The sequence below is a fragment of the Streptomyces sp. NPDC041205 genome (genome assembly GCF_055591765.1).
The window spans coordinates 1,541,558-1,563,846 of record NZ_JBVIZH010000001.1; the positions used below are offsets into that span (position 1 = coordinate 1,541,558).

Consider the following 22,289-nt stretch of genomic DNA (forward strand, 5'->3'; position numbering starts at 1 on the left):
GCGCGGGCTCGGAGGCCGACGCGGGCGCGGGCTCGGAGGCCGACGCGGGCGCGGGCTCGGAGGCCGACGCGGGCGCGGGCTCGGAGGCCGACGCGGACGTTGGCCCTGACGCGGGCACGGGCGGCCCCCCGGACGGCGGTTCGATCATCCCGTGAATTTACAACCCAGGCGCGTGAATCGCCCTCCAGAAGGTGTTGGACCACGCCCGCACACGGCGGCGAGCCTTGAGCCATGCCCGAGGCCCCCGCCAACTCCCGCACCCCGCAAGCCCCCGCCCGCCCCCGGCCCCCGCACTCCCCCACCGAGCCGGCCACCCCCACCACCTCGTCGCCCCCCGCGCCCGCCACCCCGCCGGAACAAGCCCTCCGCGCGCGTACCCGCCGCCCCCGCAACCCCTACGCCCGACTCTTCGCGATACCCGGCGCCACCGCCTTCACCGTCGGCAACCTCATCGCCCGGCTGCCCATGGGCATGTTCAGCGTGAGCGCCGTGATCATGATCGCGGGGGCCCGTGACTCGTACGCCCTCGCGGGTGCCGTCACCGCCACCGGGCTCGCCGCGACCGCCGTCGTGGGGCCCTGGACGGCCCGCATGGTCGACCGGTACGGGCAGGCGCGGATCGCCGTGCCCGCCACGGTCCTGGCCGTGCTCGGCTCGCTGTCGCTGCTGCTGTGCGTGCGCTTCGGGGCGCCGGACTGGACGCTGTTCGCCTCGTACGTGGGGACGGCCACGACCCCGAACACCGGGGGCATGTCACGGGCGCGCTGGTCGCATCTGCTGAAGGGCGAGCCGGACGCGCTGCACACCGCCAACTCCTTCGAGCAGGCGGCGGACGAGCTGTGCTTCATGCTCGGCCCGGTGCTCGCGGCGTTCCTGTGCGGGGCGCTCTTCCCGCAGGCGGGCACTCTCGTGGGCGCCGTGCTGCTGCTGACCGGCGTCCTGCTCTTCGCCGCGCAGCGCACGACGGAACCCCCGGTCCGGGAGCGTACGGACGCGACGCCGGGGCCGAGGTCGCCGCTGCGCACGCGCGGGATGCCCGCCCTGCTTGTCGTGTTCCTCGCGACCGGGGCCGTCTTCGGCGCCATGGAGGTCGCGACCATCGCGTACGCGGACGAGCGGGGCCACAAGGCGGCCGCGGGCGTCGTCCTGGCCCTGCAGGCCGCGGGCTCCTGCGTGGCGGGGCTGGTCTACGGAGCGCTGCGGCCGAGCGGTTCCCCGGACCGGCGGCACGTCCTGTGCGGGGTGGCGATGGCGGCCCTGATGACGCTGCCGCTGCTCGCCGTGGTGACGACCGGCTCGCTCGTCGTGCTCGCCGGGGCGCTCCTGGTGGCCGGGATGGCGACCGCCCCGACGATGGTGACGGGCATGACGCTGGTGCAGCGGGGCGCCCCCGAGGGGCAGTTGAACGAGGCCATGACCCTCGCCGTGACCGGCCTCCTCGGGGGCATCGCGTGCGGCGCGGCGGCCGGCGGCTGGGCGGCGGAGCACCTGGGCCCCGCCGCCGCCTACGCCGTGCCGGTCGCCGCGGCGCTGTGCGCGCTGCTGCTCAGCACCGCGCGGGCTTGCGCCACGAGCACTCGAGCTCGCCGCTCCGGTCGGAACCACGCTCCGTACGGGGCCTGACCAGGACGGCCTTGTCCTCGTCGGACTTGGCGAGGGTGACGACGATGGCGTCCTCCAGGGCCTTGACCGACGACGGCAGGTAGTTGTTGAGGACGATGCTGAAGACCAGCTCCCGGCCGCCCGCGTCGGTCACGTACCCGGAGAGGGCGGACGCGCCGGTCAGCGACCCGGTCTTCGCGTGCGCGTTGAGCGCCGCCGGTGTCCCGCACATGCGCGTGCGCAACGTACCGCCGTCGAACTTGTCCGGGTCGCACGCCACCGGCAGGGACCGGTACCAGTCGGCGAACCACGGCTCGCCCCTGGCCGAGCGGAGCAGCTTGATGAACTGGTCGGCGGCGACGTTGTCCTTGCGGGAGAGCCCGGAGCCGTCGACCTGGCGCAGCTTGCCCGGGTCGACCCCGGCGGTCTTCAGGTAGCCGCCGATCGCCGCGATGCCGTCGCCCCAGTTGCCGGGTCGCCCGGTCGCCCTGTGCCCCATGGCCTTCGTCAGGGACTCGGCGTGCATGTTGTTGGACAGCTTCATGAACGGGATCAGCAGGTCCCTGAGCTGCATGGAGTGGTGCGAGGCCAGCTCGCGCGCCCCCTGGGGGGTCGCGATCCCGGCCCGGGTCGGTCCGCTCACCTTCACGCCGTGGGCGGCCAGCGCGTCCCGGAAGACCGCGGCGGCGTACCGGGTCGGCTCCCAGACGGTGATCCACTCCTTGGTGGTGGAGCCGCCGACGGGCACGTCGCCGGTGACGGTGATCGTGTTCTTGCCGTGCTGCCGCTCGACGGCGATGGTGTCGCCGCCGCCCGCCGCGACCGTCTTGGCGCGCAGATCGATGTCTACGTAGTCGGTCTTCGGGGTCACGGTGACGCGCGGCTTGTCCCCGGCGGCGGCTCCCGGCGCCACCTCGACGATGACCGTGCCCGTGTCGTAGTCGGTGTCGGGGGCGACACTCAGCGCGGAGATCTGCGCGGCGTAGTACGAGGACTCGTCGTCGGCGCCCCAGGTGTCGCCCTGGCGGCGGTCGTCGAAGCGGGTGTCGTCGGCGACGAGCCGCCCCGAGACGCGCTTGATGCCCTTGGCCGCGATGTCCGCGGCGAGCTTGTCGTAGTCCTTGGCGAGCGTCGTCGGGTCGCCGGTGCCGCGCAGGTACAGGTCGCCCTTGAGGACGGGCCCGTGCCGGTCACCTGCGGCGAGCACGTCGGTGCGGAACCGGTGGTCGGGGCCGAGCAGTTCCAGGGCGGCGGCGGAGGTGAGCATCTTGGTGTTGGAGGCGGGCATGAGGCGCCCGCTGGGCAGGTGCTGGTAGAGGATGTCGCCGGACTCGGCGTCGGCGACCACGACGCTGGCCGCGCCGCCCTCCATGCGGGGGTCCCCGAGGATGGTGTCGATGGCTTCGGGCAGCCCGCTCCGGTCGGAGTCCGCCCCGGCCGGGGCGCTGAGGGAGCCGAAAGAGAGGGTGGCCACGGCGATGCCGAGCACGCCGGGCCAGATCCAGTGGCGCATACGGTGGTTGACGCGTCTCACGGGTCTACTCATGACCCTGGAGCATCCCGGAAGACTGCACGCGGCGACAGACCACCGCACGCGTGTCGTGCCCGGACACGACGAAGGCCCGCCGACCGCTGGGGTCGCCGGGCCTTCGCCTCACATGGGAATTGTGGAGATGGCGGGAATCGAACCCGCGTCCAACGGTGCAGAATCAGGGCTTCTCCGTGTGCAGTCCACTGCGATTTTCTCAGCCCCGGAGATCTCGTGGACAAGTCTCCGACGGGCTCAGTCACTGTTTGATTTCCTCCCAGACCCCGTGACCGGGTCTAGAAGTTTAGTTCCCTAGCTGATGCCAGGATCCGGGTCGGGAACAGCCCCGGGCTGACACTTCGCAAAGTCGCTACTTAGGCAGCGAGGGCGAAGGAATCGCGCTTGGTGTTGGCGATTATTGGTTGCGACATATGGTTTACGAGATCATTGCCGCTTCCTCGACACGCTTCCCCTGCTTCGACATCCGCTGTCGAAACCGATCATCCCCATGTTGTTTTTTCAAACCCTCCGAGGAGGGGGCGCCCCGTCACCTGCGGGGCATGAACCATCGTACGTGACCAACGCCGACCGGTGCCAGCCTATTCCCGGGCGCCGGGGGCCTAGCCGATCCCCTGGCGCCGCCTGGCCGCCGAGATCGCCCGGTTCGTCTCACGCGTGTCCTGCTTCTCGCGCAGCGTCTGCCGCTTGTCGTACTCCTTCTTGCCCTTGGCGAGCGCGATCTCGACCTTGACGCGGCTGTCCTTGAAGTACAGGGCGAGGGGCACGATCGTGTGACCCGTCTCCTGGGACTTCGACTCCAGCTTGTCGATCTCGGCCCGGTGCAGCAGCAGCTTGCGCTTCCGCGTGGCGGAGTGGTTGGTCCAGGTGCCCTGGACGTACTCGGGGACGTGGATGTTGTGCAGCCACGCCTCGCCGTGGTCGATGTGCACGAAGCCGTCCACCAGGGAGGCCCGGCCCAGCCGCAGCGACTTGACCTCGGTGCCCATGAGCACCAGGCCGCACTCGTAGGTGTCCAGGATGTGGTAGTCGTGCCGCGCCTTCTTGTTCTGCGCGACCATCTTCCGGGCGGGTGCCTTCTCGTTGGCCTTGGCGGCCTTGCGCTTTACCTTTTCCTTCGCCATAGTGCGGCCATTTTCGCACTACGAGGGGGGTCCGAGGCCAGTCAATACTGTCTCGGCCCGCTCCTGGGCACCGTCCTCGACCTCCAGGTCCGGGGTGATGCCCCGGCCGTCGACCGCCTTCCCCGAAGGGGTGCGGTAGTGCCCGACCGTCAGCTCGGCGACGGAGCCGCCGGGCAGCTTGCTCGGCATCTGCACCGAGCCCTTGCCGAATGTCCTGGAGCCCACGACAACCGCGCGGCCGCGGTCCTGGAGGGCCCCGGTGAGCAGCTCGGCCGCGCTCATCGTGCCGCCGTCGACGAGCGCGACCACGGGTCTTTGGGTGTCGCCGCCCTGCTCGGCGTGGAGCGCGCGCTGCTTGCCCCGGACGTCGTACGTGGCGACGAGGCCGCCGTCCAGGACCGCGGAGGAGGCCGTGGTGGCCTCGGAGACCAGGCCGCCGGAGTTGCCGCGCAGGTCAAGGAGGATCCCGGCGCCCGCGGGGGCCCCGCGCACCGCCTTCCGCACGGCCTCGCCGGAGCCCTTCGTGAACGCCGCGACCTTGATCATCACGGCGCCGCCGCGGAGCCGGGTGACGGTCACGGAGTCCGTCGAGAGGCGGGCCCGGCGCAGGGTCTCGGTCCACGCGCGCGTGCCGCGCTTGAGGCCGAGGGTGACCGGGGTGTTCGCGCGGGTGCCGCGCAACAGGGACACGACGTCGGTGACGGGGCGGCCGGTGACGTTCTTGCCGTCGATGGTGGTGAGCTTGTCGCCCTCGTGGATGCCGGCCCGGTCGGCGGGCCCGCCGCGCTGCACCCGGGACACCTCGATCCTGCCGTCGGCCTCCCGCCGGGCCCACAGGCCGACCCCGGTGTAGGCGCCGCCGAGGGACTGCTCGAACTCGCGGTACTCCCCCTGGGAGTAGACCGACGACCACCGGTCGCCGCTGCGGCTGACCACGTCCTCGGCGGCCTTCTCGCCGGACTTGCCGTCGGCCATCGCGTCCGCGGCGGCTTCGGCGGCCTCGTCGGCGGGGTCGCGGTCGGCGTCGTGGGGGTCGTGGGGGTCCCGCGCGTCCCGGGTGGCGGAGACCGAGCGGGTCGAGGGAGCTGCCTTGTTCCGGCCTTCCTCGGCGCCCCCGGGCCAGGATCCGGTGGCGGCGCCGGTGGCGAGGACACTCGCGAAGACCAACGTCAGGGCCGCCCCGCGGCGGATGCGGCGGGGCTCGACGTGCCAATCAGGGCCTGACATGTCGGTGAGTCTAGGACAACGAGGGGCGCCGCACGGCCGGTTGACCGCACGGCGCCCGAGGCACTCCTCACACCCGCAGGAGCGTGGGATACCTGCCGTCTCACACCTTCAGGTACTTGCGCAGGGCGAAGAAAGCGGCCAGCGCGGGCATCAACAGGCCGATGGCGAGCACCAACGGCAGTTTCGCGAGCACCGCGTCCCAGCCGATGAAGTTGATCAGGTTGAGCTTCTCGGACAGCTCCAGGCCGTGGTCGATGATGAAGTACCGGCCAATAAGCAGGAATCCGCACGCGAGCCCGCCGCCGATCAGTCCGGCGACCGCCGCCTCCAGGATGAACGGCATCTGGATGTAGAAGCTGGACGCGCCGACGAGCCGCATGATCCCGGTTTCACGGCGACGGCTGAACGCCGATACGCGCACCGTGTTGACGATCAGCATCAGCGCCACGACGAGCATCAGCGCCATCACCGCGAGCGCCGCCCAGTTCATGCCGTTGAGCAGCTCGAAGAGGTTGTCCAGAACGCCCTTCTGGTCCTCCACGGACTGCACGCCGTCCCTTCCGGAGAAGGCGGTCGCGACCACCTGGTACTTCTCCGGGTCCTTCAGCTTGATGCGGTACGACTCCTGCATCTGGTCCGGCGTCAGCGAGCTGGACAGCGGGGAGTCGCCGAACTGCTCCTTGTAGTGCTTGTACGCCTGGTCCGCCGTCTCGTGCTGGACCGTGTCGACGACCGGCATCTTCTTCAGGTCGGTGAGGATCCGGTCCTTCTGCTCGTTCGTGACGGCACCCTTGGCGCACTTGGGGTCCTGCTCGGCGTCCGCCTTGTTGCACAGGAAGATCGAGACGTTGACCTTGTCGTACCAGTAGCCCTTCATCGTGCTCACCTGGTCGCGCATGAGCAGCGAGCCGCCGAAGAGGGCGAGCGAGAGCGCTACGGAGACGACGACCGCGAAGGTCATCGTGAGATTGCGGCGGAGACCGACGCCGATCTCCGACAGGACGAACTGGGCGCGCATGGCGGCCTTTCAATGGATCAGGGGGAGCGGTGCTGCGGGGCCGGCGCGGCGGCCGGCTGCGGTGGGGCGTGCCGACGGCCGTGGGGGCGCGCCGAGGGCCGGATCAGTGCTGGTAGCCGTAGACGCCGCGGGACTGGTCTCGGACCAGGCGGCCCTTCTCCAGCTCGATGACGCGCTTGCGCATCTGGTCCACGATCTGCTGGTCGTGGGTGGCCATCACGACGGTGGTGCCGGTGCGGTTGATGCGGTCGAGGAGCTTCATGATGCCGACCGAGGTCTGCGGGTCGAGGTTGCCCGTCGGCTCGTCGGCGATCAAGAGCTTCGGCCGGTTGACGAAGGCCCGCGCGATGGCCACGCGCTGCTGCTCACCGCCGGACAGCTCGCCGGGCATCCGGTCCTCCTTGCCGCCGAGGCCGACGAGGTCGAGGACCTGGGGCACGGACTTGCGGATCTCGCCGCGCGACTTGCCGATGACCTCCTGGGCGAAGGCCACGTTCTCGGCGACGGTCTTGTTCGGCAGGAGCCGGAAGTCCTGGAAGACGGTGCCCAGCTGGCGGCGCATGTGCGGCACCTTCCAGTTGGAGAGCCGGGCCAGGTCCTTGCCCAGGACGTGCACCTGGCCGTGGCTGGTGCGCTCCTCGCGGAGGATCAGCCGCAGGAAGGTCGACTTTCCGGAGCCGGATGACCCCACCAGGAAGACGAACTCGCCCTTCTCGATCTCCAGCGACACATCGCGGAGGGCCGGGCGGTTCTGCTTCGGATAGGCCTTGGACACATTGTCGAATCGGATCACGGATGCACCACGGGTAGCCGGGGGTAGGTGAGCGTGACCATACGCGAACCGGAAGGGGCCGCGCAGTCGGCGTCCTGAGTTGCGCGGTTTGTTGTGGATCCGACCCGGAACAAATGGGGCGCCCGAGGGTGCGGGGGCACTGCCCCACGGCTGGGGCGGGGCGGACGTCAACCGGGGCCGGGCGGCGGGCCGCGCCGAATTCCGCGGAAGCTGGCACAGTGGTAGGGGGAACGGTTGAGGTTCCCCGAGCGTTGGGCAGGCTGAGACTGTGCGGGAGGAGAAGCGCATGACCTATGACAGGTTGGTGTGCGCGAACTGCGCGGCGCCTGTGAGCGAGGGCCGCTGCCCCGTGTGCCGGGCGAACCGGGAGCGGATGCAGCACGAGGGCCCCTTCGGCGGCCTCAGCCCCGCGGCCCTGATAGGGCTGCTCGTGGTGCTGATCATGGCGATGGCCCTGCTGGCGCACCAGACCGCGTAGTCGTTGGGCACTGGTCCCGGGCGGCAGTGCGCCCCGGCGCCATAAGCGCAGGACAGATGAAGGGCCCGGAGCCGATGCGGCTCCGGGCCCTTTCTCGTGCCCCTGAGGCTCCCGAGGGTCACCCGCTACGACACGTACGCCTCCGTACGCGCCGCGTCACGCATGCCCCTCAGGGCGCCCCGCCGGATCAGGCGGCGGCGCCGCGGTTGCCGACCAGGCGCGGCAGGAAGCGGAAGCCGACGCCACCGGCGATCATGGTGGCGGCACCGATGATCAGGAAGGTGGTCTCGGCGGCGCCCGTCTCGGCCAGTTCGCCGTCGTTCTTGCCGCTGCCGGTGTCGGAGACCCGCTCGACCGGCTTGGAGCCGGTGTCGGTCAGGCTGTCCTTGCCGCCCTGCTCGGCGGGGTTGGAGCCGCCGCCGTCGGGGTCGGTGTCGTTGCCGCCGTTGCCACCATTACCGCCGGTGCCGCCGCCCGTGCCGTTGTTGTCACCCGGGTCGGTGGGCCGGGTGGGCGGGTCCGAGGGCTCGGTGGGCGGGTCCGTCGGCTCCGGCGGGTCCGTGGGCTCCGTGGGCGGGTCCGTCGGCTCCGGCGGGTCCGTGGGCTCCGGCGGGTCCGTCGGCTCGTCCGTCGGCTCCGGCGGGTTGGTGGGCTCTTCCGGGTCCTCGTCGTCGCCCGGCAGATCGACGTCGACGCCGATGCCGTTCTCGTCGGCGGAGGCGCTCGCGCCCGTCCCGCCGAGCTCGACGCCGACGTCCAGGGCCGAGGCGGCGCCGGCGGCGGTCAGCGAGGCGCCCGCGGCGATCACTGCGCCGGCGGCTATCCGCGCGACGCGGATCCGCGTCTTCTTCGTCATCTGGCTGCTACCCCCAGTAGCTGAATCGTCAGTGAGGCAGCGCCCCGGATCGCGGACGCGGGGTGACTCTCGTTCGGCCCCCCGGATCACACGCGCACCGGAGATACGCATGCCGCTCGCTAGCCTTGCCAGTTTTCGAAGCACCGTCAAGGTCGTTGCGGGCGCGATGCCCGTTATGGGGACAGTTGACCGGCGTACGGACATGTGACTGTGACGTAAAAGGCGCAGGAAGCCCACAGGAGGCCCCGGAAGGCCCATAAACAAAGGCAACTGCCGCCCAGGGGGTGGCAGTTGCCTTGCTCAGCTTTGTCGACAAAGCGCCGAAATTACTTCTCCTGCTGCTTGCGCCAGCGAATTCCGGCCTCAAGGAAGCCGTCGATCTCGCCGTTGAACACGGCCTCGGGGTTGCCGACTTCGAACTCCGTGCGCAGGTCCTTCACCATTTGGTACGGGTGCAGGACGTACGAACGCATCTGGTTGCCCCAGGAGTTGCCGCCGTCGCCCTTGAGGGCGTTCATCTTGGCCTGCTCCTCCTGGCGGCGGCGCTCGAGGAGCTTCGCCTGGAGGACGTTCATCGCGGTCGCCTTGTTCTGGATCTGCGAGCGCTCGTTCTGACAGGAGACGACGATGCCGGTGGGCAGGTGGGTCAGGCGGACCGCGGAGTCGGTCGTGTTCACGCCCTGGCCGCCGGGGCCCGAGGAGCGGTACACATCGACGCGCAGCTCGCTCTCGTCGATCTCGATGTGGTCCGTCTGCTCGACCACCGGGAGGATCTCGACCCCCGCGAAGGACGTCTGGCGACGGCCCTGGTTGTCGAACGGCGAGATGCGCACCAGGCGGTGCGTGCCCTGCTCCACGGAGAGCGTGCCGTACGCGTACGGAGCCTGCACGGCGAAGGTGGTCGACTTGATGCCGGCCTCTTCCGCGTACGACGTCTCGTACAGCTCGGTCTTGTAGCCGTGGCGCTCCGCCCAGCGCAGGTACATCCGCTGGAGCTTCTCGGCGAAGTCGGAGGCGTCGACGCCGCCGGCCTCCGCGCGGATGGTGACGACCGCCTCACGGGCGTCGTACTCCCCGGACAGGAGGGTGCGGACCTCCATCTCGTCCAGCGCCTTCTTGACCGCCGTGAGCTCCGACTCGGCCTCCGCGCGCGTGTCCGGGTCGTCCTCCTCCTCGGCCATCTCGAAGAGCACGCCCAGATCGTCGATACGCCCGCGCAGCGACTCGGCCTTCCTGACCTCCGCCTGGAGGTGGCTCAGCTTGCTGGTGATCTTCTGCGCCTCGTCCGGGTCGTCCCAGAGGGACGGCGCGGCCGCCTGCTCCTCGAGCACGGCGATGTCTGCCCTCAGCTTGTCGAGGTCCAGGACGGCCTCGATCGACTCCATGGTCGAGGAGAGGGACTTGAGCTCTTCGGATACGTCGACGACTGCCACCACACCAGCGTAACGGCTACGGCAAGCAGTCTTCCCCCGGCGGCGGGCCCGGGACCTACGGGACCGGCGGCGCCGAGTTGCTGTTGTCGGGGGTCGCGGGGTCGCTGTCGCCCCCGGACGTGGCGTACCAGGCACCCGCGCCGACCGCCGCGGCGAGGACGACCCCCGCCACGCCGAGCGTGATCCGGCGGCGTCTGGCCGAGGCGCGGTGGCGGGCCGAGCCGGGGCGGACGGTGCCCGTGGCGCGGGGGGCGCGGGCCGTGCCGCGGGCGCCGCCCGCCAGCTCGTCGGGGGCGGGGACGCGCATGGAGGTGTGGGTGTCGCGGTTGGCGTCCGCGGGCGCGGCGCCGGGGACGAGGGGCACGGCGCCCCGCCGCGGGGGCTTCTCGTGCGGCTCCGGGGACGTCTCCTCGTACGGCTCGTCGGTGGGCTCCGCCTCGGGCTCGTCGACGTCCAGGGGCGGCATGCCCGCGAGCAGGGGCAGCTGCTCGCGCAGCCGGTCGCCGAGCTCGGAGGCGCGCAGCCGGGAGGCCGGGGCCTTGGCCAGGCACTGCACCATGAGCTGCCAGAGCTCCTCGGGGATGCCGGGCAGCGGGACCACGGTCTCGGTGACGTGGCGCCGCAGGACGGCTCCGGGGTGGCCGCCGCCGAACGGCGTGAAGCCCGCGAGCAGCTCGTACAGGACGGTGGCGAGGGCGTAGATGTCGACGGCCGCGCGCGGGGGCAGGCCCTCGATGATCTCGGGGGCCAGATAGTCCGGCGTGCCGATGATCTTCGTGGCGCGGGTGCGGCGCGGCGAGTCGATGAGCTTGGCGACGCCGAAGTCGGTGAGCAGGGCCGGGTGCGACCCGCCGGGGCCGAGGGGGCCCTGCATGTCGAGGAGGACGTTCTCGGGCTTCACGTCCCGGTGCACGATCCCCGCCGCGTGCGCCGCGGCGAGCGCGTCGGCGACGTCCGCGACGATCGCGACGGCGGCCTCGGGGGCGAGCCTGCGCTCGCGCTCCAGACGCGTCCGCAGATCGGTGCCCCGTACGAGATCCATCACCAGGGCGAGGTCGTTGCCGTCGACCACCAGGTCGTGGACGCCCACCACGCGCGCGTGGTCGAGGCTGAGCAGCGCCGTGCGCTCCTGGACGAAGCGGCCGACGAGTTCCTGGTCGGACGCCAGGTCCTCGCGCAGCAGCTTGATGGCGACAGGACCTTCGGGGCCTTCGCCGAGCCACACCGTGCCGGCGCTGCCCCGTCCCAGAATCTGGTGGGCCGTGTACCGGCTGCCGATCTTCCGTCCCAAGACTGCTCCTACGGATGTGTGTTGGCCCAAAACTACGCGGCCAGGGCACCAACCATCACATCCGCACGGGAAATCACCCCGCAGGAGTCGACAAATCAACAGAGTCGGCCGGGTCCGGCTCCCGAACCCGGCCTTCCGTCAGTTCCCGCCGACCTTGCTCGACCAGTCGGACACCGTGTTGTAGACGTCCTTGATCTGGTCCCAGTAGCTCTTCGTCGTGCCGATCCAGTCCTGGAGCGGGCTCAGCTCCCAGACCAGCCAGCTCGCGATGAACAGGATCACGAGCACGACCAGGCAGCCCTTGAGGCAGCCGAGGCCGGGGATCCGGGTCCGGTTGGGGTTCGGCCCGCGCTGACGGCGCGGCTCCGGGGGCGCGGGCTGCGGCGGCGGGGCGGGTTGCGGCGGCGGCTGGTACGGCTGCGGCTGGGGCGCGTACGGCTGGGGCTGCGGCTGCATCTGGCGCGGCTGGGGCTGCGGCTGGTACGGCTGCGGCTGGTGCTGCGGGGCGTACGGCTGCGGCTGCTGGGGCTGCTGCGGGCGGGCCACCTGGCGCTGCGGGCGGCGGCGCAGCGGGTCCTGGCTCGGGTCCAGGTACTGCACCTGCGTCTGGTCGTTGCGGTCGCGGGCCGCGCGCATCTGGTTCTGCCAGGGGTGCGGCTCGTCGGGGTTGCCGCCCTGGTTGTGGCCCACCGGCGGCAGGACAGCCGTGGGGTCGGCGTTCGGGCCCTGGGGGCCGCCGGTGTTCGGCATGACGCTGGTCGCGGCGTTCGGGTCGTACGCCCCCGCGTTGGTCGGCAGGACCTGGGTGGGGTCGGCCGCGCCCTGGCTGCCGGGGACCGGCGCGGGCGCGGGGTCGGGCGCGAGCAGCGCGGCGACGCCCTCGGCGGCGGCGATCTGCGCGGCGCTCGCGTGCACCCCGATGCCGTCGGCGACGGCGCGCAGGCCGCGCGCCAGGTTCTCGGCGCTGGGGCGGCGGTCGGGGTCCTTGCTGAGGCAGCGCTCGATGACCGTCCACAGCGGGTCGGGCACGGTCGAGGGGCGGCGCGGCTCGGCGCTCAGGTGCTGGTGCAGCACTTCGAGGGCGGAGCCACCGGCGAACGGCGGACGGCCGGTGACCAGCTCGTACAGCAGGATGCCCGCGCCGTAGATGTCGACGGCGCTCGTCTGCGGGCGGCCCTCGGCGGACTCCGGCGCGACGTACGCGGGCGTGCCGACGAACTCCTGGGTGCGGGTCAGGCCCGGGGAGTCGGCGAGGCGGGCGATGCCGAAGTCCGTGAGCATCGGGTGCATGCCGCTCGCGTCCTGCTTGACCAGGACGTTCGCGGGCTTCAGATCGCGGTGCACGACGCCGTCGGCGTGGCTCGCGGCGAGCGCGTCGGCGATCTGTGCGGTGAGCAGGGCCGCCGCGGCCGGTGTGAACGGGCCGTTCTCGCGCAGGTACTTGTGCAGGTCGGGGCCCTCGACGAGGTCCATGACCAGCGCGAGCAGATCGCCCTCGACGACCAGGTCGCGGGTGCGCACGATGTTCGGGTGCGTCAGCCTGAGCAGGACGGAGCGCTCTCTCAGGAAGCGCATCACCACGTCCGGGTCGTTGGCCAGCTCCTCCTTGAGGACCTTGATCGCGACGGTCTCGCCGGGCTGGCCGGGAACGGCCGCTTCGGCGCCCGCGGTCTCCCGCTGGCGGGCTCGCCAGACGGTGCCCGTGGCGCCGCGCCCGAGCGGCTCCTCGAGCAGGTACTTGCTGCCTACCGGCCGCACGTCATGCGCTCCCTGCTGATCTGGCTGGTCTGTGGTCCTGCGGTGCGTTCGCGCCGCCCCGCTGTGCGGTGGCGCCGTCCCGCTGTCCTGCGGTGCTGGTGTGCTTCGCGCCGCCCCGTCGTCCGGTACAGCGTTCCGACCCACTGTAGTGCCGCCGAACGGGGCGCCGTCCGACGATCTTGCGCCTCACGGCGGCCGGAATCGGACCCACGACGGACCATTGTTCGGAGGGAAGACGCTGGACCAGCGCGGTTGGTTGCCGGGAGGGCGCCGCAAGCCGTCAGGAGCCACCGAAACGGACTTTGGTCCCGGGTCCCGCTCCGGGTCCTGCCCCGGGCCCTGCGCCGGGTCCGCCGCGTCCACGTGGTCATCACCGCCCACATCGGTCCGAGCAGGCACTTTGCGGGCACGTTTCCGAGCAGAGCCGACCAATCAAGATCAAATGCGGGTGGGGGGCGGGCGTGTTGTCAGTGGCAGGTGCGAGGATGCTGTCCGTACTGGCCGACGTGCCCGTGTGCGGTGGGGGGAATCACAGCGCGAGTCCCCGTGCCGGGCGCCCAGCGCAGGAAGGGACCGCTGACGGCGATGCAGATCCGGCTGACCGTCCTCGGGCCGCGTGGCGGCCAGACCGAGCCGGGGGGACGCCCCGCGGCGGCCTGCGACGTGCTCGTCACCGCCCCCGCCGGGACCGCCCTCGCCGCGGTCGCCTCCGGCCTGGCCGCGGCCGTGAGCGCGGGCGACGGCCCCACCGTGTTGTACGCCCAGTCGGACCGCCTCGACCTCCAGCGCTGCACGCTCGGCGAGCCGCCCCTGGTCGACGGCGCCGTGCTGTCCGTCGGCACCCCCGCCGAGCCCGGACCCGACCTGGCCGAGGCCACCGCCCGGCTGCACGTGGTCGCGGGCCCCGACGCGGGCGGTGTGCACCTGCTGCACGGCGGCCAGATCCGCGTCGGCCGCTCCGCGCAGGCCGACGTCCCCCTCGACGACCCGGACGTCTCCCGGCTGCACTGCGCGGTCACCCTGGACCCGGACGGCCGCGTCACGGTCACCGACCTCGGCTCGACGAACGGCACGACGGTGGACGGCCGCGCCATCTCCGACCGCCCGGTCCGCCTCCCCTCCGGCTCCCTCCTGCGCGTCGGCGAGTCCGTGCTGCGGCTCACCACGGGCGACGCCGTGGACAGCCCATTGCCGACGGCCTCGGACGGGGAGGGGCATGTGCGGGTGCGGGTTGTCGGCCTGGAGGGGGCGGGAGGCACTGGGCAGGGGGCGGTGAACCCTGGGCACGGGGCGGTGAACCCTGGGCAGGGCGCGGTGAACCCTGGGCACGGGGCGGTGAGCCCTGGGCAGGGCGCAGGAGGGCCTGGGCACGGGGTGCCTGGTGGGGCTGGAGCCGCAATGGCTGGGGGTGTGCGGCGGCAGGCTGTCGGGGATGGGCGGCGGCAGGGTTCCGGGGTTGGGGACGGACGGCAGCCGGGCCCCGGGACCGGGGGCGCGCGGTCTGAGGGCGTACGGCACGGGGACGGACGGCCTGAGGGCGTGCGGCAGCAGGGTCCCGGGAGCGGGGATGTGCGGCAGCAGGGCCCCGGAGCCGGGGGCGCGCGGTCTGAGGGGGTGCGGCACGGGGACGGACGGCCTGGGGATGTGCGGCCGGGGGACGGCTCGACGCAGCATGCGTACGGGGAGGCGGACTGGGGGGCCGCTGGGGGCAGCGCGGGCGGGCATGGCGGTGGGCCCGGGGGCGCGAGTGGGCGCGTGGATGCGCCGGAGGCCGGTGGGGCTGTTGGGGCTTCTGGGGTACGTGGGGCCTCGTGGGCGTCTGAAGTCTCAGGGGTGCCGGGGACTCCAGGGATGTCCGGGCGCCCTGGGATGCCCAGGACCACAGAGACGCCTGCGGCCCCCGGTGTGCCGGGGACAACAGGGATGCCTGGGACCCCAGAAGCGCCAGGGACTCCAGGGACGCCCAGGAACCCCGGAATGCCCGGGATCCAGGGGACGCCGGGGACCACGGGGACCACGGAGACGCCTGGGACTCCAGGGATGTCCGGGAACCCCGGAATGCCCGGGACCCAGAGGACGCCGGGGACGCAGGGGACCACGAGGACGCCTGGGACTCCAGGGATGTCCGGGAACCCCGGAATGCCCAGCGCCTCGCGAATGCCCGGGGCCCAGGGGACGCCTGCGGCCCCAGGGATGCCCGGGGCGCAAGGGACACCTGCGCCCACCGCACCGCCCGCGCACCCTGCGGCTCCCCCGCCGCCCGCGGCACCTGGTGGCCCGGGCCTGCCCCCGGCCTCCCCCACCTCCCCCACCACCGGCTCCCCCACCCCCTCCGAGGCGCCTGTGGTGCCGCAGCAGGGTGGGGTGCCGGAGATGGAGCGGCACCGGGCCGGTACGCCGCCTCGGGGGACGACCGTGCCGCGTGGGGTGCGCAAGCGGGGCGGGCTCTCCGCGTGGGCGCGGCGGCTGGCCGGTGGGCGGGGCGAGGAGGCGGAGCGGGAGCACGCCGCGTACGACGAGACGTATGACGGGCCCCGGAACGCCGGGGCGTACGAGGACGGATGGCCGGACGGGGCAGAAGCGGTCGGCGCCGACGCGGTGGCCGACGCGGGCGCGCGGGTGCCCGAGGCGTGGCCCGACGCGGCGGCGCTGCTCCTGACGGCGCTCGGGCCGGGGGCACGGCTCTGGGAGCGCGGCCCCGGGCACCCGGAGGCGCTGGCCGTGCGGCTCGGCACGGTCGACCGGACCGCCCCGGGCGCGGACGGACTACTGCCCGCGGTGCCGGTGACGGTGAGCCTGCGGGAGGCGGGGGCGCTGGGGCTCGCGGGGCCGCGCGAACGGCTCGCGGGCCTGGCGAGATCGGTGCTCGCGCAGTTGGCGGCGCTGCACTCGCCCGCGGCCCTGGAGATCGTCCTGATCAGCACGGACCGTACGCGTACGCCGCGGCAGCGGGCCGACGAGTGGTCCTGGCTGGGCTGGCTGCCGCACGTCAGACCCGGCCATGGGCAGGACTGCCGGCTGCTGCTCGCGTACGACCGGGACCAGGCGGCGGCCCGTACGGGCGAGTTGCTGCGACGTCTCGATGAACCCACTGAACCCGCCGAACCGGCCGGGGCAGAGGCGGGGTTCGGAGTGGCGTCCGGCCAACCTGGCTTCTCCGGGGGCCCGTTGGACGGCTCCGCCGAGAGCGTGCCCGCGGCCGGGCCGCGCACGGTGGTGGTCGTGGACGGGGATCCGGGGTCGGCCGGGCTGCGGGAGGCAGCCGTGCGGCTCGCGCGCGAAGGAGCCAGGGCCGGGATCCATGTGGTGTGCCTCGCCGAGACGGCGGCGGCGTCACCCACGTCAGCGGTGACGGATACGTACGAGGCGGCGTGCGAGGTGTCGCCCGCGTTCCGCGCGTGCGGGGCGGCGGCGCTGCTCAGCGGGGACGTGGCGACGGCGCTGCGGGTGCTGCGCACGGCGGAGGGACAGCCCGCGGGACACGGCACGGTCGCCGTGGTGGACGCGGTGTCGGCGGCGTGGGCGCAGCGGTTCGCGCGGGCGCTCGCGCCGCTGCGGCCCGACGGGGCGGGTACGGGTGGCGGACGGGCCCGGGTGGCCGTGCCGCTGCCCCAATCGGCGCGGCTCCTGGACGAGTTGGGGCTCGCCCGGGCCACGCCCCCCTCGCTGATGGCGCGGTGGGCGGCCGCCGCGGACGACGCGCAGGCACTGGGCGGGCGGGCCTGGGCGGTGCTCGGGGCGGGGGTGCGCGGGCCGGTGGTCGTGGACCTCGTCGCGGACGGCCCGCATCTGCTGATCGAAGGGCCCACGGGCAGCGGGCGCACGGAGTTGCTGCGGTCCGTGGCGGCGTCCCTCGCGGCGGCCGAACGGCCCGACCGGCTCGGGATCGTCCTCATCGACGGCCGCGACGGCGGACCGGGCAACGGCTCCGGGACGGGTGGCGGGAGCGGGGCTGGGGAGCGGCCGGGGGACGGCTTGCGGGCCTGTACGGAGCTGCCCCATGTGACCACGCACCTCGCCGCCAACGACCCTGTCCGGATGCGGGAGTTCGCGCAGTCCCTGACGGCCGAGCTGAAGCGGCGGGCGGAGTTGCTGGGGCGGGTGGGGTTCGCCGAGTGGCATACGCAGCGGGAGGTGTCCGGGCGGATGGTCGCGCAGCGGTCTTCCGGGGCGGAGGCCGGGGGGTCGCCCGGGGCGGGGCGGGGCCTCGGGGCGTCCGGGGACGGCGGCGGTGCGGGGCGTGCGGGTGGGGTGGACCGGGCCGAGGGTTCCGGCGGCGCGGGTGGCGCTGCCGCGCCCGGCGGAGCCAACGGCCCCGGCGGAGCGGACGCCCCCCGCGGCACAAGCGCCGCCGACAGCGGGGACCTCGACGCCCCGACGAGTGCCACGATGCGGCTGCGGCCCGTCGGGGCGGGGCGGGCCGAGCCCGGGCCGCCGCTCGCGCGGCTCGTCGTGCTCGTGGACGACTTCGACGCGCTGCTCGCGCCCGCGCTCGGGTCGCCCGGGCGGCCCGCCGCCGGGTCCGTGGTGCGGGCCCTGGAGGCGGTGGCCCGGGACGGGGAGCGGCTCGGCGTGCACTTGGTCGCGGCGGCGCGGGGCGAGCGGGCCGGGGCCTCGGAGGTGGGGCGGCGGGCCGGGCTCCTGGTCGCGCTCGACGCGGTCGGGGCCGGGGCGGACGACCCTGCCCCCGGGCGGGGTGTGCTGCGCGGCCTGGACGGGCGGGGGGCCGCCTTCCAGGCCGGGCGGGTCACCGGGCGGATTCCGCGGACCGCGACGCTGCGGCCCACGGTGGTGCCGGTCGAGTGGGAGCGGATGGGGGATCCGCCGACGCGGAGGCCCGTGCGGGAGCTGGGGAACGGGCCGACGGATCTGGCCCTCCTCGCCAGTGCGCTGGAGCGGGCGGCGCGCTCGGTGTCGGCGGAGCGGGTCCCTTCCTTGCTGTGACGCGTCCCCGGGCCGGCGCCCGGGGCGGCTGCCGCCCGCGGGGCCGACGCCGTCGGCCTGGGGTAACCCTTGGCGGCGTCCGCGCCCGACGTGACCGCCGCCCGCGAGGGCAAGCCGCGCCCCACAGTCACGGGCGGGCGGGTGGGGGAACCCACCGCGGAGCGGTGGGACGGAAGGCGCGGCCCCCGGCCGGGAACAGGTGGGGCGAAAGGCGTACGCAAACCCCGGCGAACCTCGTCCGAAAGGGCGCCCACGCCAGATGACGGCACGTCACAACGCCATCACGATCACCGACTTGACGCCGTTGACCATCTTGCCGCCCCTGACCGTGCGGGCGTAGACAGACCGCAACGGGACCTGTCGGGGAAGAGAACGGGGCAGTGATGCGCAGCACTCTTCGTACACGCACACCGAGTACACGTCGCACTCGTCGCACGCGTGGGGCGGCCGCCAAGATAGTCGCCTCCGCTGCCGTCGGCGCCCTCGCGCTGGGGCTCAGCGCCTGCGGGGGCGACGACAAGGACAAGGACGACAACAAGGCGGGCGGTGGCGGCAAGGAGAGCGCGGCCACCGTGCAACTGCCCAAGCTGGACGGCGAGAAGGTGTCGGTGGCCGCCGTCTGGGGCGGCGCCGAACGGAAGGTGTTCCTCAAGGTCCTGGACGAGTTCGAGAAGCGTACGGGCGCCGAGGTGTCGTTCGTACCGGCTCAGGACCCCATCATCAGCTTCCTGGAGTCGAAGGTGGCGGGCGGCCAGCCGCCGGACGTGGCGATGCTGCCGCAGGTCGGCGCCATCGAGCAGGCGGTGCAGAACAAGTGGGCCAAGCCGGTCGGGCCCGAGGCGCAGAAGCAGCTCGCGAAGAACTACGCGCAGGGCTGGCAGGACCTCGGGGCGGTGGACGGCAAGCAGTACGGCGTCTACTTCAAGGCCGCCAACAAGTCGCTGATCTGGTACAACACCGCGGTCTTCACGAACGCGGGCGTCAAGGAGCCGAAGACCTGGGCCGACTTCATGAAGACGGCGCAGACGGTGTACGACTCGGGTGTCACGCCGATGTCGGTGGGCGGCGCGGAGGCGTGGACCCTCACGGACTGGTTCGAGAACATCTACCTCTCGCAGGCGGGTCCGGAGAAGTACGACCAGCTCGCCCAGCACAAGATCAAGTGGACGGATCCGTCCGTCAAGGACGCCCTGACGACGCTCGGGGGCCTCTTCGGGAAGAAGGGGTTCATCGCCGGGGGCGCCGACGGGGCCCTGCAGACGGAGTTCCCCGCGTCCGTGAAGCAGACCTTCACCGGCGGCGACCAGCCGAAGGCTGGCATGGTCTTCGAGGGCGACATGGTGTCCCTGGCGATCGCGGAGACGAAGGCCGAGGTGGGCACGGACGCGAAGGTGTTCCCGTTCCCCGCGGTCGGGGACGAGTCGCCGGCCGTCGTCGGCGGTGACGCGGCCGTGGCGCTGAAGGACAGCAAGGGCGCACAGGCCCTGCTGACGTTCCTCGCCACCCCCGACGCCGCCAAGATCTGGGCCGAGGCGGGCGGCTTCGTGTCACCGAACAAGAACCTGGACCTGAAGGCGTACCCGAACGACGTGCAGCGCGGTATCGCGAGCGCCCTGATCAAGGCGGGCGACGACATCCGCTTCGACATGTCGGACCAGGCCCCGCAGTCCTTCGGCGGCACGCCCGGCAAGGGCGAGTGGAAGGCGCTGCAGGACTTCCTGAAGAACCCGAAGAACATCGCGGGCACCCAGCAGACGCTGGAGGACGCGGCGGCCAAGGCGTACAAGAAGAGCTGACGAGGCGATGACGACCCCGGATGCCGGGGGCACCGCGGCGGTGCCCCCGGCCCAGTCGACGCCGCACACGTCCAAGTCCGGCCCGCATCGGGCCGGTCCCCGCAGGAGCGTCACCGGGACCCGCAAGACGATCGCGGCGCTTTTCCTGCTGCCCGCCCTCGTCCTGCTCGGCGCGCTCGTGCTCTATCCGATCGGCTACTCGGTCGGCCGCAGCTTCTTCGACAAGGCCGGTGACTTCGCCGGTTTCGACAACTACGAGACGATGTTCTCCGATGACGGGATCCGTACCGCCATCAAGAACAACGCGATCTGGCTGGTGGCCGCCCCGGCGCTGACCACGGCGCTCGGCCTGATCTTCGCGGTCCTCACCGAACGGGTGCGCTGGGGCACGGCGTTCAAGCTCATCATCTTCATGCCGATGGTGATCTCGATGCTGGCGGCGGGCATCATCTTCCGGCTCGTGTACGAGTCGGACCCCGACCGCGGTGTCGCCAACGCCCTGTGGGTGGGCGTGCACGACACGTTCGCCGAATCCTCGAACTTCCCTCGGGGCCACCCCGGCGCCCGCTCCCCGCTGGAGTCGGCGGGCGACGGCGCCTTCGTCACCAAGGAGCCGGTCAAGGCGGGCGAGCCGGTGGCGCTGCCGCTCACCGGTGTGCCGCCGGACCAGATGCCCGACGACGCCAAGTCCGCGAAGGCCGCGTCGGCGGACCCGGGCAAGGTCACCGGCACGGCCTGGCAGGACTTCACCCGCGGCAAGGGCCGGGGGAAGCTGAACGCGCCGGACGCCGCCGAGTTCGGCTACCCCGGCATCAAGATCGAGGCGGTCAAGGGCGGCGAGGTGGTGGCCTCGACGACGGCCGCCGCCGACGGGACGTTCAGCCTGCCGAAGGAGGCCGACGGGGCCCAACTGCGCTATCCGGCCTCCAACTTCCGCGAGCCGTACAACGGCGTGGACTGGCTCGGCCCGTCGCTCATCACGCCCGCGATCATCGGCAGCTACATCTGGATGTGGGCCGGGTTCGCGATGGTCCTGATCGCGGCCGGGCTCGCGAGCGTGCCGCGTGAACTCCTGGAGGCGGCGCGCGTGGACGGGGCCAATGAGTGGCAGGTGTTCCGGCGGGTCACGGTGCCGCTGCTCGCGCCGGTCCTCGCGGTCGTCGCGGTCACGCTGATGATCAATGTGCTGAAGATCTTCGACCTGGTCTTCGTGATCCCGCCGGGCTCGTCGAAGGACGAGGCGAACGTCCTCGCGGTGCAGTTGTACAACTCGGCGTTCGGCGACCGGGACGCGGGCGTGGCGAGCGCCATCGCGGTGCTGCTGTTCCTCCTGGTGATTCCGGTGATGTTGTTCAACATGCGGCGGATGCGGCGGGAGGCTCGGCGATGAGTACCCAGGGTGAGACGGCCAAGGCATCCCCCGTACAGATCGTGAAGGCCAAGCAATCGCTGGGTGGGCGGATCGCCGCCGTCGTCAGCGGCAGTGTGCTGCGCGTCTTCCTGGTCGTGGTCGGCCTGTTCTGGCTGGTGCCGACGCTCGGCCTGATGCTCGGCTCGCTGCGGACGACGCAGGACATGAGCGAGAGCGGCTGGTGGAAGGTCTTCGCCAAGCCCTCGCAGCTGACCTTCGAGAACTACTCCAACCTGCTCAAGGACGAGACGATCACCGACTCGATCCTGACGAGCGTGTCGATCACCGTGCCGGCGACGCTGCTCGTCGTGGTGATCGGCTCGCTCGCGGGGTACGCGTTCGCGTGGATGGAGTTCCCGGGCCGCGACTGGTGGTTCCTGGGCGTGGTGGGGCTCCTTGTGGTGCCGGTGCAGGTGGCGCTGCTTCCGGTGGCGAAGCTGTTCGGCGAGATCGGGATCTTCGAGTCGACGACGGGCGTGGTGCTCTTCCACACCGCCTTCGGCCTGCCGTTCGCGATCTTCCTGCTCCGGAACTTCTTCGCGGAGATCCCGCGTGAACTCCTGGAGGCGGCCCGGCTCGACGGGGCCGGGGAGTTGCGGCTCTTCCTGCGCGTGGTGATGCCGCTCGGCGCGCCCGCGATCGCCTCGCTCGGCATCTTCCAGTTCCTGTGGGTGTGGAACGACATGCTGATCGCGTTGATCTTCGCGGACGCGGGCAGCCCGCCGATCACGGTGGCGCTGCAGCAGCAGGTGCGGTTCTTCGGCGACAACGTGCAGATCCTGGCGCCGGGCGCGTTCATCTCCATGGTCATCCCGCTGGCGGTGTTCTTCGCCTTCCAGCGTCAGTTCGTGTCCGGCGTCATGGCGGGTGCCGTCAAGTGACGGGCGGGTGACGTCGAGGGGACAGGGGACCCAAGGAGTCGGGGGCGTGTCGTGCCGCTTCGGCGGCGTGTCGTGCCGGTTGTGGTGTCCGGCGGATCTTGGCCACTACGGTCGATCGCGGCGCACTGCCC

General features: G+C 72.5%; 15 protein-coding genes and 1 other RNA gene. 6 read left to right on the forward strand and 10 right to left on the reverse strand.

Annotated features, from left to right (window positions below; all coding sequences use genetic code 11):
* The first annotated feature begins 231 nt into the window (after nucleotides 1–231).
* On the forward strand, nucleotides 232–1,623 hold the full coding sequence (locus tag ACZ6BG_RS06710; RefSeq protein WP_468997638.1) for an MFS transporter: 1,392 nt from the start codon (nucleotides 232–234) through the stop codon (nucleotides 1,621–1,623).
* Here ACZ6BG_RS06710 and dacB read toward each other — a convergent pair.
* From dacB to ftsE, 6 genes are all read right to left on the reverse strand, one after another.
* Nucleotides 1,547–3,148 carry a D-alanyl-D-alanine carboxypeptidase/D-alanyl-D-alanine endopeptidase gene (gene dacB, locus ACZ6BG_RS06715; RefSeq protein WP_468997641.1) on the reverse strand — a complete coding sequence of 534 codons (1,602 nt, stop codon included), beginning with the start codon at nucleotides 3,146–3,148 and terminating at the stop codon, nucleotides 1,547–1,549. The genes ACZ6BG_RS06710 and dacB overlap by 77 nt on opposite strands.
* A 119-nt stretch (nucleotides 3,149–3,267) precedes the next feature.
* Nucleotides 3,268–3,638, reverse strand: a transfer-messenger RNA (tmRNA) gene (gene ssrA, locus ACZ6BG_RS06720).
* Between the two features lie 112 nt (nucleotides 3,639–3,750).
* Complete coding sequence (gene smpB / locus ACZ6BG_RS06725; RefSeq protein ID WP_468450035.1) at nucleotides 3,751–4,272, reverse strand: SsrA-binding protein SmpB; 522 nt, start codon at nucleotides 4,270–4,272, stop codon at nucleotides 3,751–3,753.
* Nucleotides 4,273–4,290: 18 nt separating this feature from the next.
* A complete protein-coding gene (locus ACZ6BG_RS06730) occupies nucleotides 4,291–5,499 on the reverse strand; it encodes a S41 family peptidase (protein ID WP_468997643.1) in 1,209 nt (402 codons plus the stop codon).
* 100 nt (nucleotides 5,500–5,599) lie between these two features.
* The gene (gene ftsX / locus ACZ6BG_RS06735) at nucleotides 5,600–6,517 is read right to left on the reverse strand and encodes a permease-like cell division protein FtsX (RefSeq protein WP_468997647.1); all 918 of its coding nucleotides are present in this window, start codon (nucleotides 6,515–6,517) and stop codon (nucleotides 5,600–5,602) included.
* Between the two features lie 103 nt (nucleotides 6,518–6,620).
* On the reverse strand, nucleotides 6,621–7,310 hold the full coding sequence (gene ftsE / locus ACZ6BG_RS06740) for a cell division ATP-binding protein FtsE (protein ID WP_016644946.1): 690 nt from the start codon (nucleotides 7,308–7,310) through the stop codon (nucleotides 6,621–6,623).
* Nucleotides 7,311–7,596: 286 nt separating this feature from the next.
* Here ftsE and ACZ6BG_RS06745 point away from each other — a divergent pair, with 286 nt between their 5' ends.
* Nucleotides 7,597–7,788 carry a hypothetical protein gene (locus tag ACZ6BG_RS06745; RefSeq protein ID WP_190114008.1) on the forward strand — a complete coding sequence of 64 codons (192 nt, stop codon included), beginning with the start codon at nucleotides 7,597–7,599 and terminating at the stop codon, nucleotides 7,786–7,788.
* Nucleotides 7,789–7,975: 187 nt separating this feature from the next.
* Here ACZ6BG_RS06745 and ACZ6BG_RS06750 read toward each other — a convergent pair whose 3' ends face one another.
* The 4 genes from ACZ6BG_RS06750 to ACZ6BG_RS06765 form a co-directional block, all read right to left on the reverse strand.
* Nucleotides 7,976–8,644 (reverse strand): hypothetical protein, encoded by a 669-nt coding sequence (locus ACZ6BG_RS06750; protein ID WP_468997654.1) that lies wholly within the window; start codon nucleotides 8,642–8,644, stop codon nucleotides 7,976–7,978.
* A 326-nt stretch (nucleotides 8,645–8,970) separates the two neighbouring features.
* Entirely contained in the window at nucleotides 8,971–10,077 is a 1,107-nt protein-coding gene (prfB, locus tag ACZ6BG_RS06755) for a peptide chain release factor 2 (RefSeq protein ID WP_468450039.1), read from the reverse strand.
* Nucleotides 10,078–10,132: 55 nt separating this feature from the next.
* Nucleotides 10,133–11,368 carry a serine/threonine-protein kinase gene (locus tag ACZ6BG_RS06760; protein ID WP_468997658.1) on the reverse strand — a complete coding sequence of 412 codons (1,236 nt, stop codon included), beginning with the start codon at nucleotides 11,366–11,368 and terminating at the stop codon, nucleotides 10,133–10,135.
* A 138-nt stretch (nucleotides 11,369–11,506) separates the two neighbouring features.
* A complete protein-coding gene (locus ACZ6BG_RS06765) occupies nucleotides 11,507–13,126 on the reverse strand; it encodes a serine/threonine-protein kinase (RefSeq protein ID WP_468997661.1) in 1,620 nt (539 codons plus the stop codon).
* Nucleotides 13,127–13,711: 585 nt separating this feature from the next.
* On the opposite strand from ACZ6BG_RS06765, the gene ACZ6BG_RS06770 reads away from it, so the two are divergent.
* From ACZ6BG_RS06770 to ACZ6BG_RS06785, 4 genes are all read left to right on the forward strand, one after another.
* On the forward strand, nucleotides 13,712–18,070 hold the full coding sequence (locus ACZ6BG_RS06770) for an FHA domain-containing protein (protein ID WP_468997663.1): 4,359 nt from the start codon (nucleotides 13,712–13,714) through the stop codon (nucleotides 18,068–18,070).
* A gap of 383 nt (nucleotides 18,071–18,453) precedes the next feature.
* A complete protein-coding gene (locus ACZ6BG_RS06775) occupies nucleotides 18,454–19,866 on the forward strand; it encodes an ABC transporter substrate-binding protein (RefSeq protein WP_468997667.1) in 1,413 nt (470 codons plus the stop codon).
* A 7-nt stretch (nucleotides 19,867–19,873) separates the two neighbouring features.
* A complete protein-coding gene (locus ACZ6BG_RS06780) occupies nucleotides 19,874–21,256 on the forward strand; it encodes a carbohydrate ABC transporter permease (RefSeq protein ID WP_468997670.1) in 1,383 nt (460 codons plus the stop codon).
* On the forward strand, nucleotides 21,253–22,158 hold the full coding sequence (locus ACZ6BG_RS06785; RefSeq protein WP_468997672.1) for a carbohydrate ABC transporter permease: 906 nt from the start codon (nucleotides 21,253–21,255) through the stop codon (nucleotides 22,156–22,158). Before ACZ6BG_RS06780 ends, ACZ6BG_RS06785 begins: the two co-directional genes overlap by 4 nt.
* The last annotated feature ends 131 nt before the right edge of the window (nucleotides 22,159–22,289 follow it).

What these genes read in the sequence shown, in the direction of transcription:
- ACZ6BG_RS06710 (WP_468997638.1), top strand. Translation starts at nt 232, where the DNA reads ATGCCCGAGGCCCCCGCCAACTCCCGCACCCCGCAAGCCCCCGCCCGC.
- dacB (WP_468997641.1), bottom strand. Translation starts at nt 3,148, where the DNA reads ATGAGTAGACCCGTGAGACGCGTCAACCACCGTATGCGCCACTGGATC.
- smpB (WP_468450035.1), bottom strand. Translation starts at nt 4,272, where the DNA reads ATGGCGAAGGAAAAGGTAAAGCGCAAGGCCGCCAAGGCCAACGAGAAG.
- ACZ6BG_RS06730 (WP_468997643.1), bottom strand. Translation starts at nt 5,499, where the DNA reads ATGTCAGGCCCTGATTGGCACGTCGAGCCCCGCCGCATCCGCCGCGGG.
- ftsX (WP_468997647.1), bottom strand. Translation starts at nt 6,517, where the DNA reads ATGCGCGCCCAGTTCGTCCTGTCGGAGATCGGCGTCGGTCTCCGCCGC.
- ACZ6BG_RS06745 (WP_190114008.1), top strand. Translation starts at nt 7,597, where the DNA reads ATGACCTATGACAGGTTGGTGTGCGCGAACTGCGCGGCGCCTGTGAGC.
- ACZ6BG_RS06750 (WP_468997654.1), bottom strand. Translation starts at nt 8,644, where the DNA reads ATGACGAAGAAGACGCGGATCCGCGTCGCGCGGATAGCCGCCGGCGCA.
- ACZ6BG_RS06770 (WP_468997663.1), top strand. Translation starts at nt 13,712, where the DNA reads ATGCAGATCCGGCTGACCGTCCTCGGGCCGCGTGGCGGCCAGACCGAG.
- ACZ6BG_RS06775 (WP_468997667.1), top strand. Translation starts at nt 18,454, where the DNA reads ATGCGCAGCACTCTTCGTACACGCACACCGAGTACACGTCGCACTCGT.
- ACZ6BG_RS06780 (WP_468997670.1), top strand. Translation starts at nt 19,874, where the DNA reads ATGACGACCCCGGATGCCGGGGGCACCGCGGCGGTGCCCCCGGCCCAG.
- ACZ6BG_RS06785 (WP_468997672.1), top strand. Translation starts at nt 21,253, where the DNA reads ATGAGTACCCAGGGTGAGACGGCCAAGGCATCCCCCGTACAGATCGTG.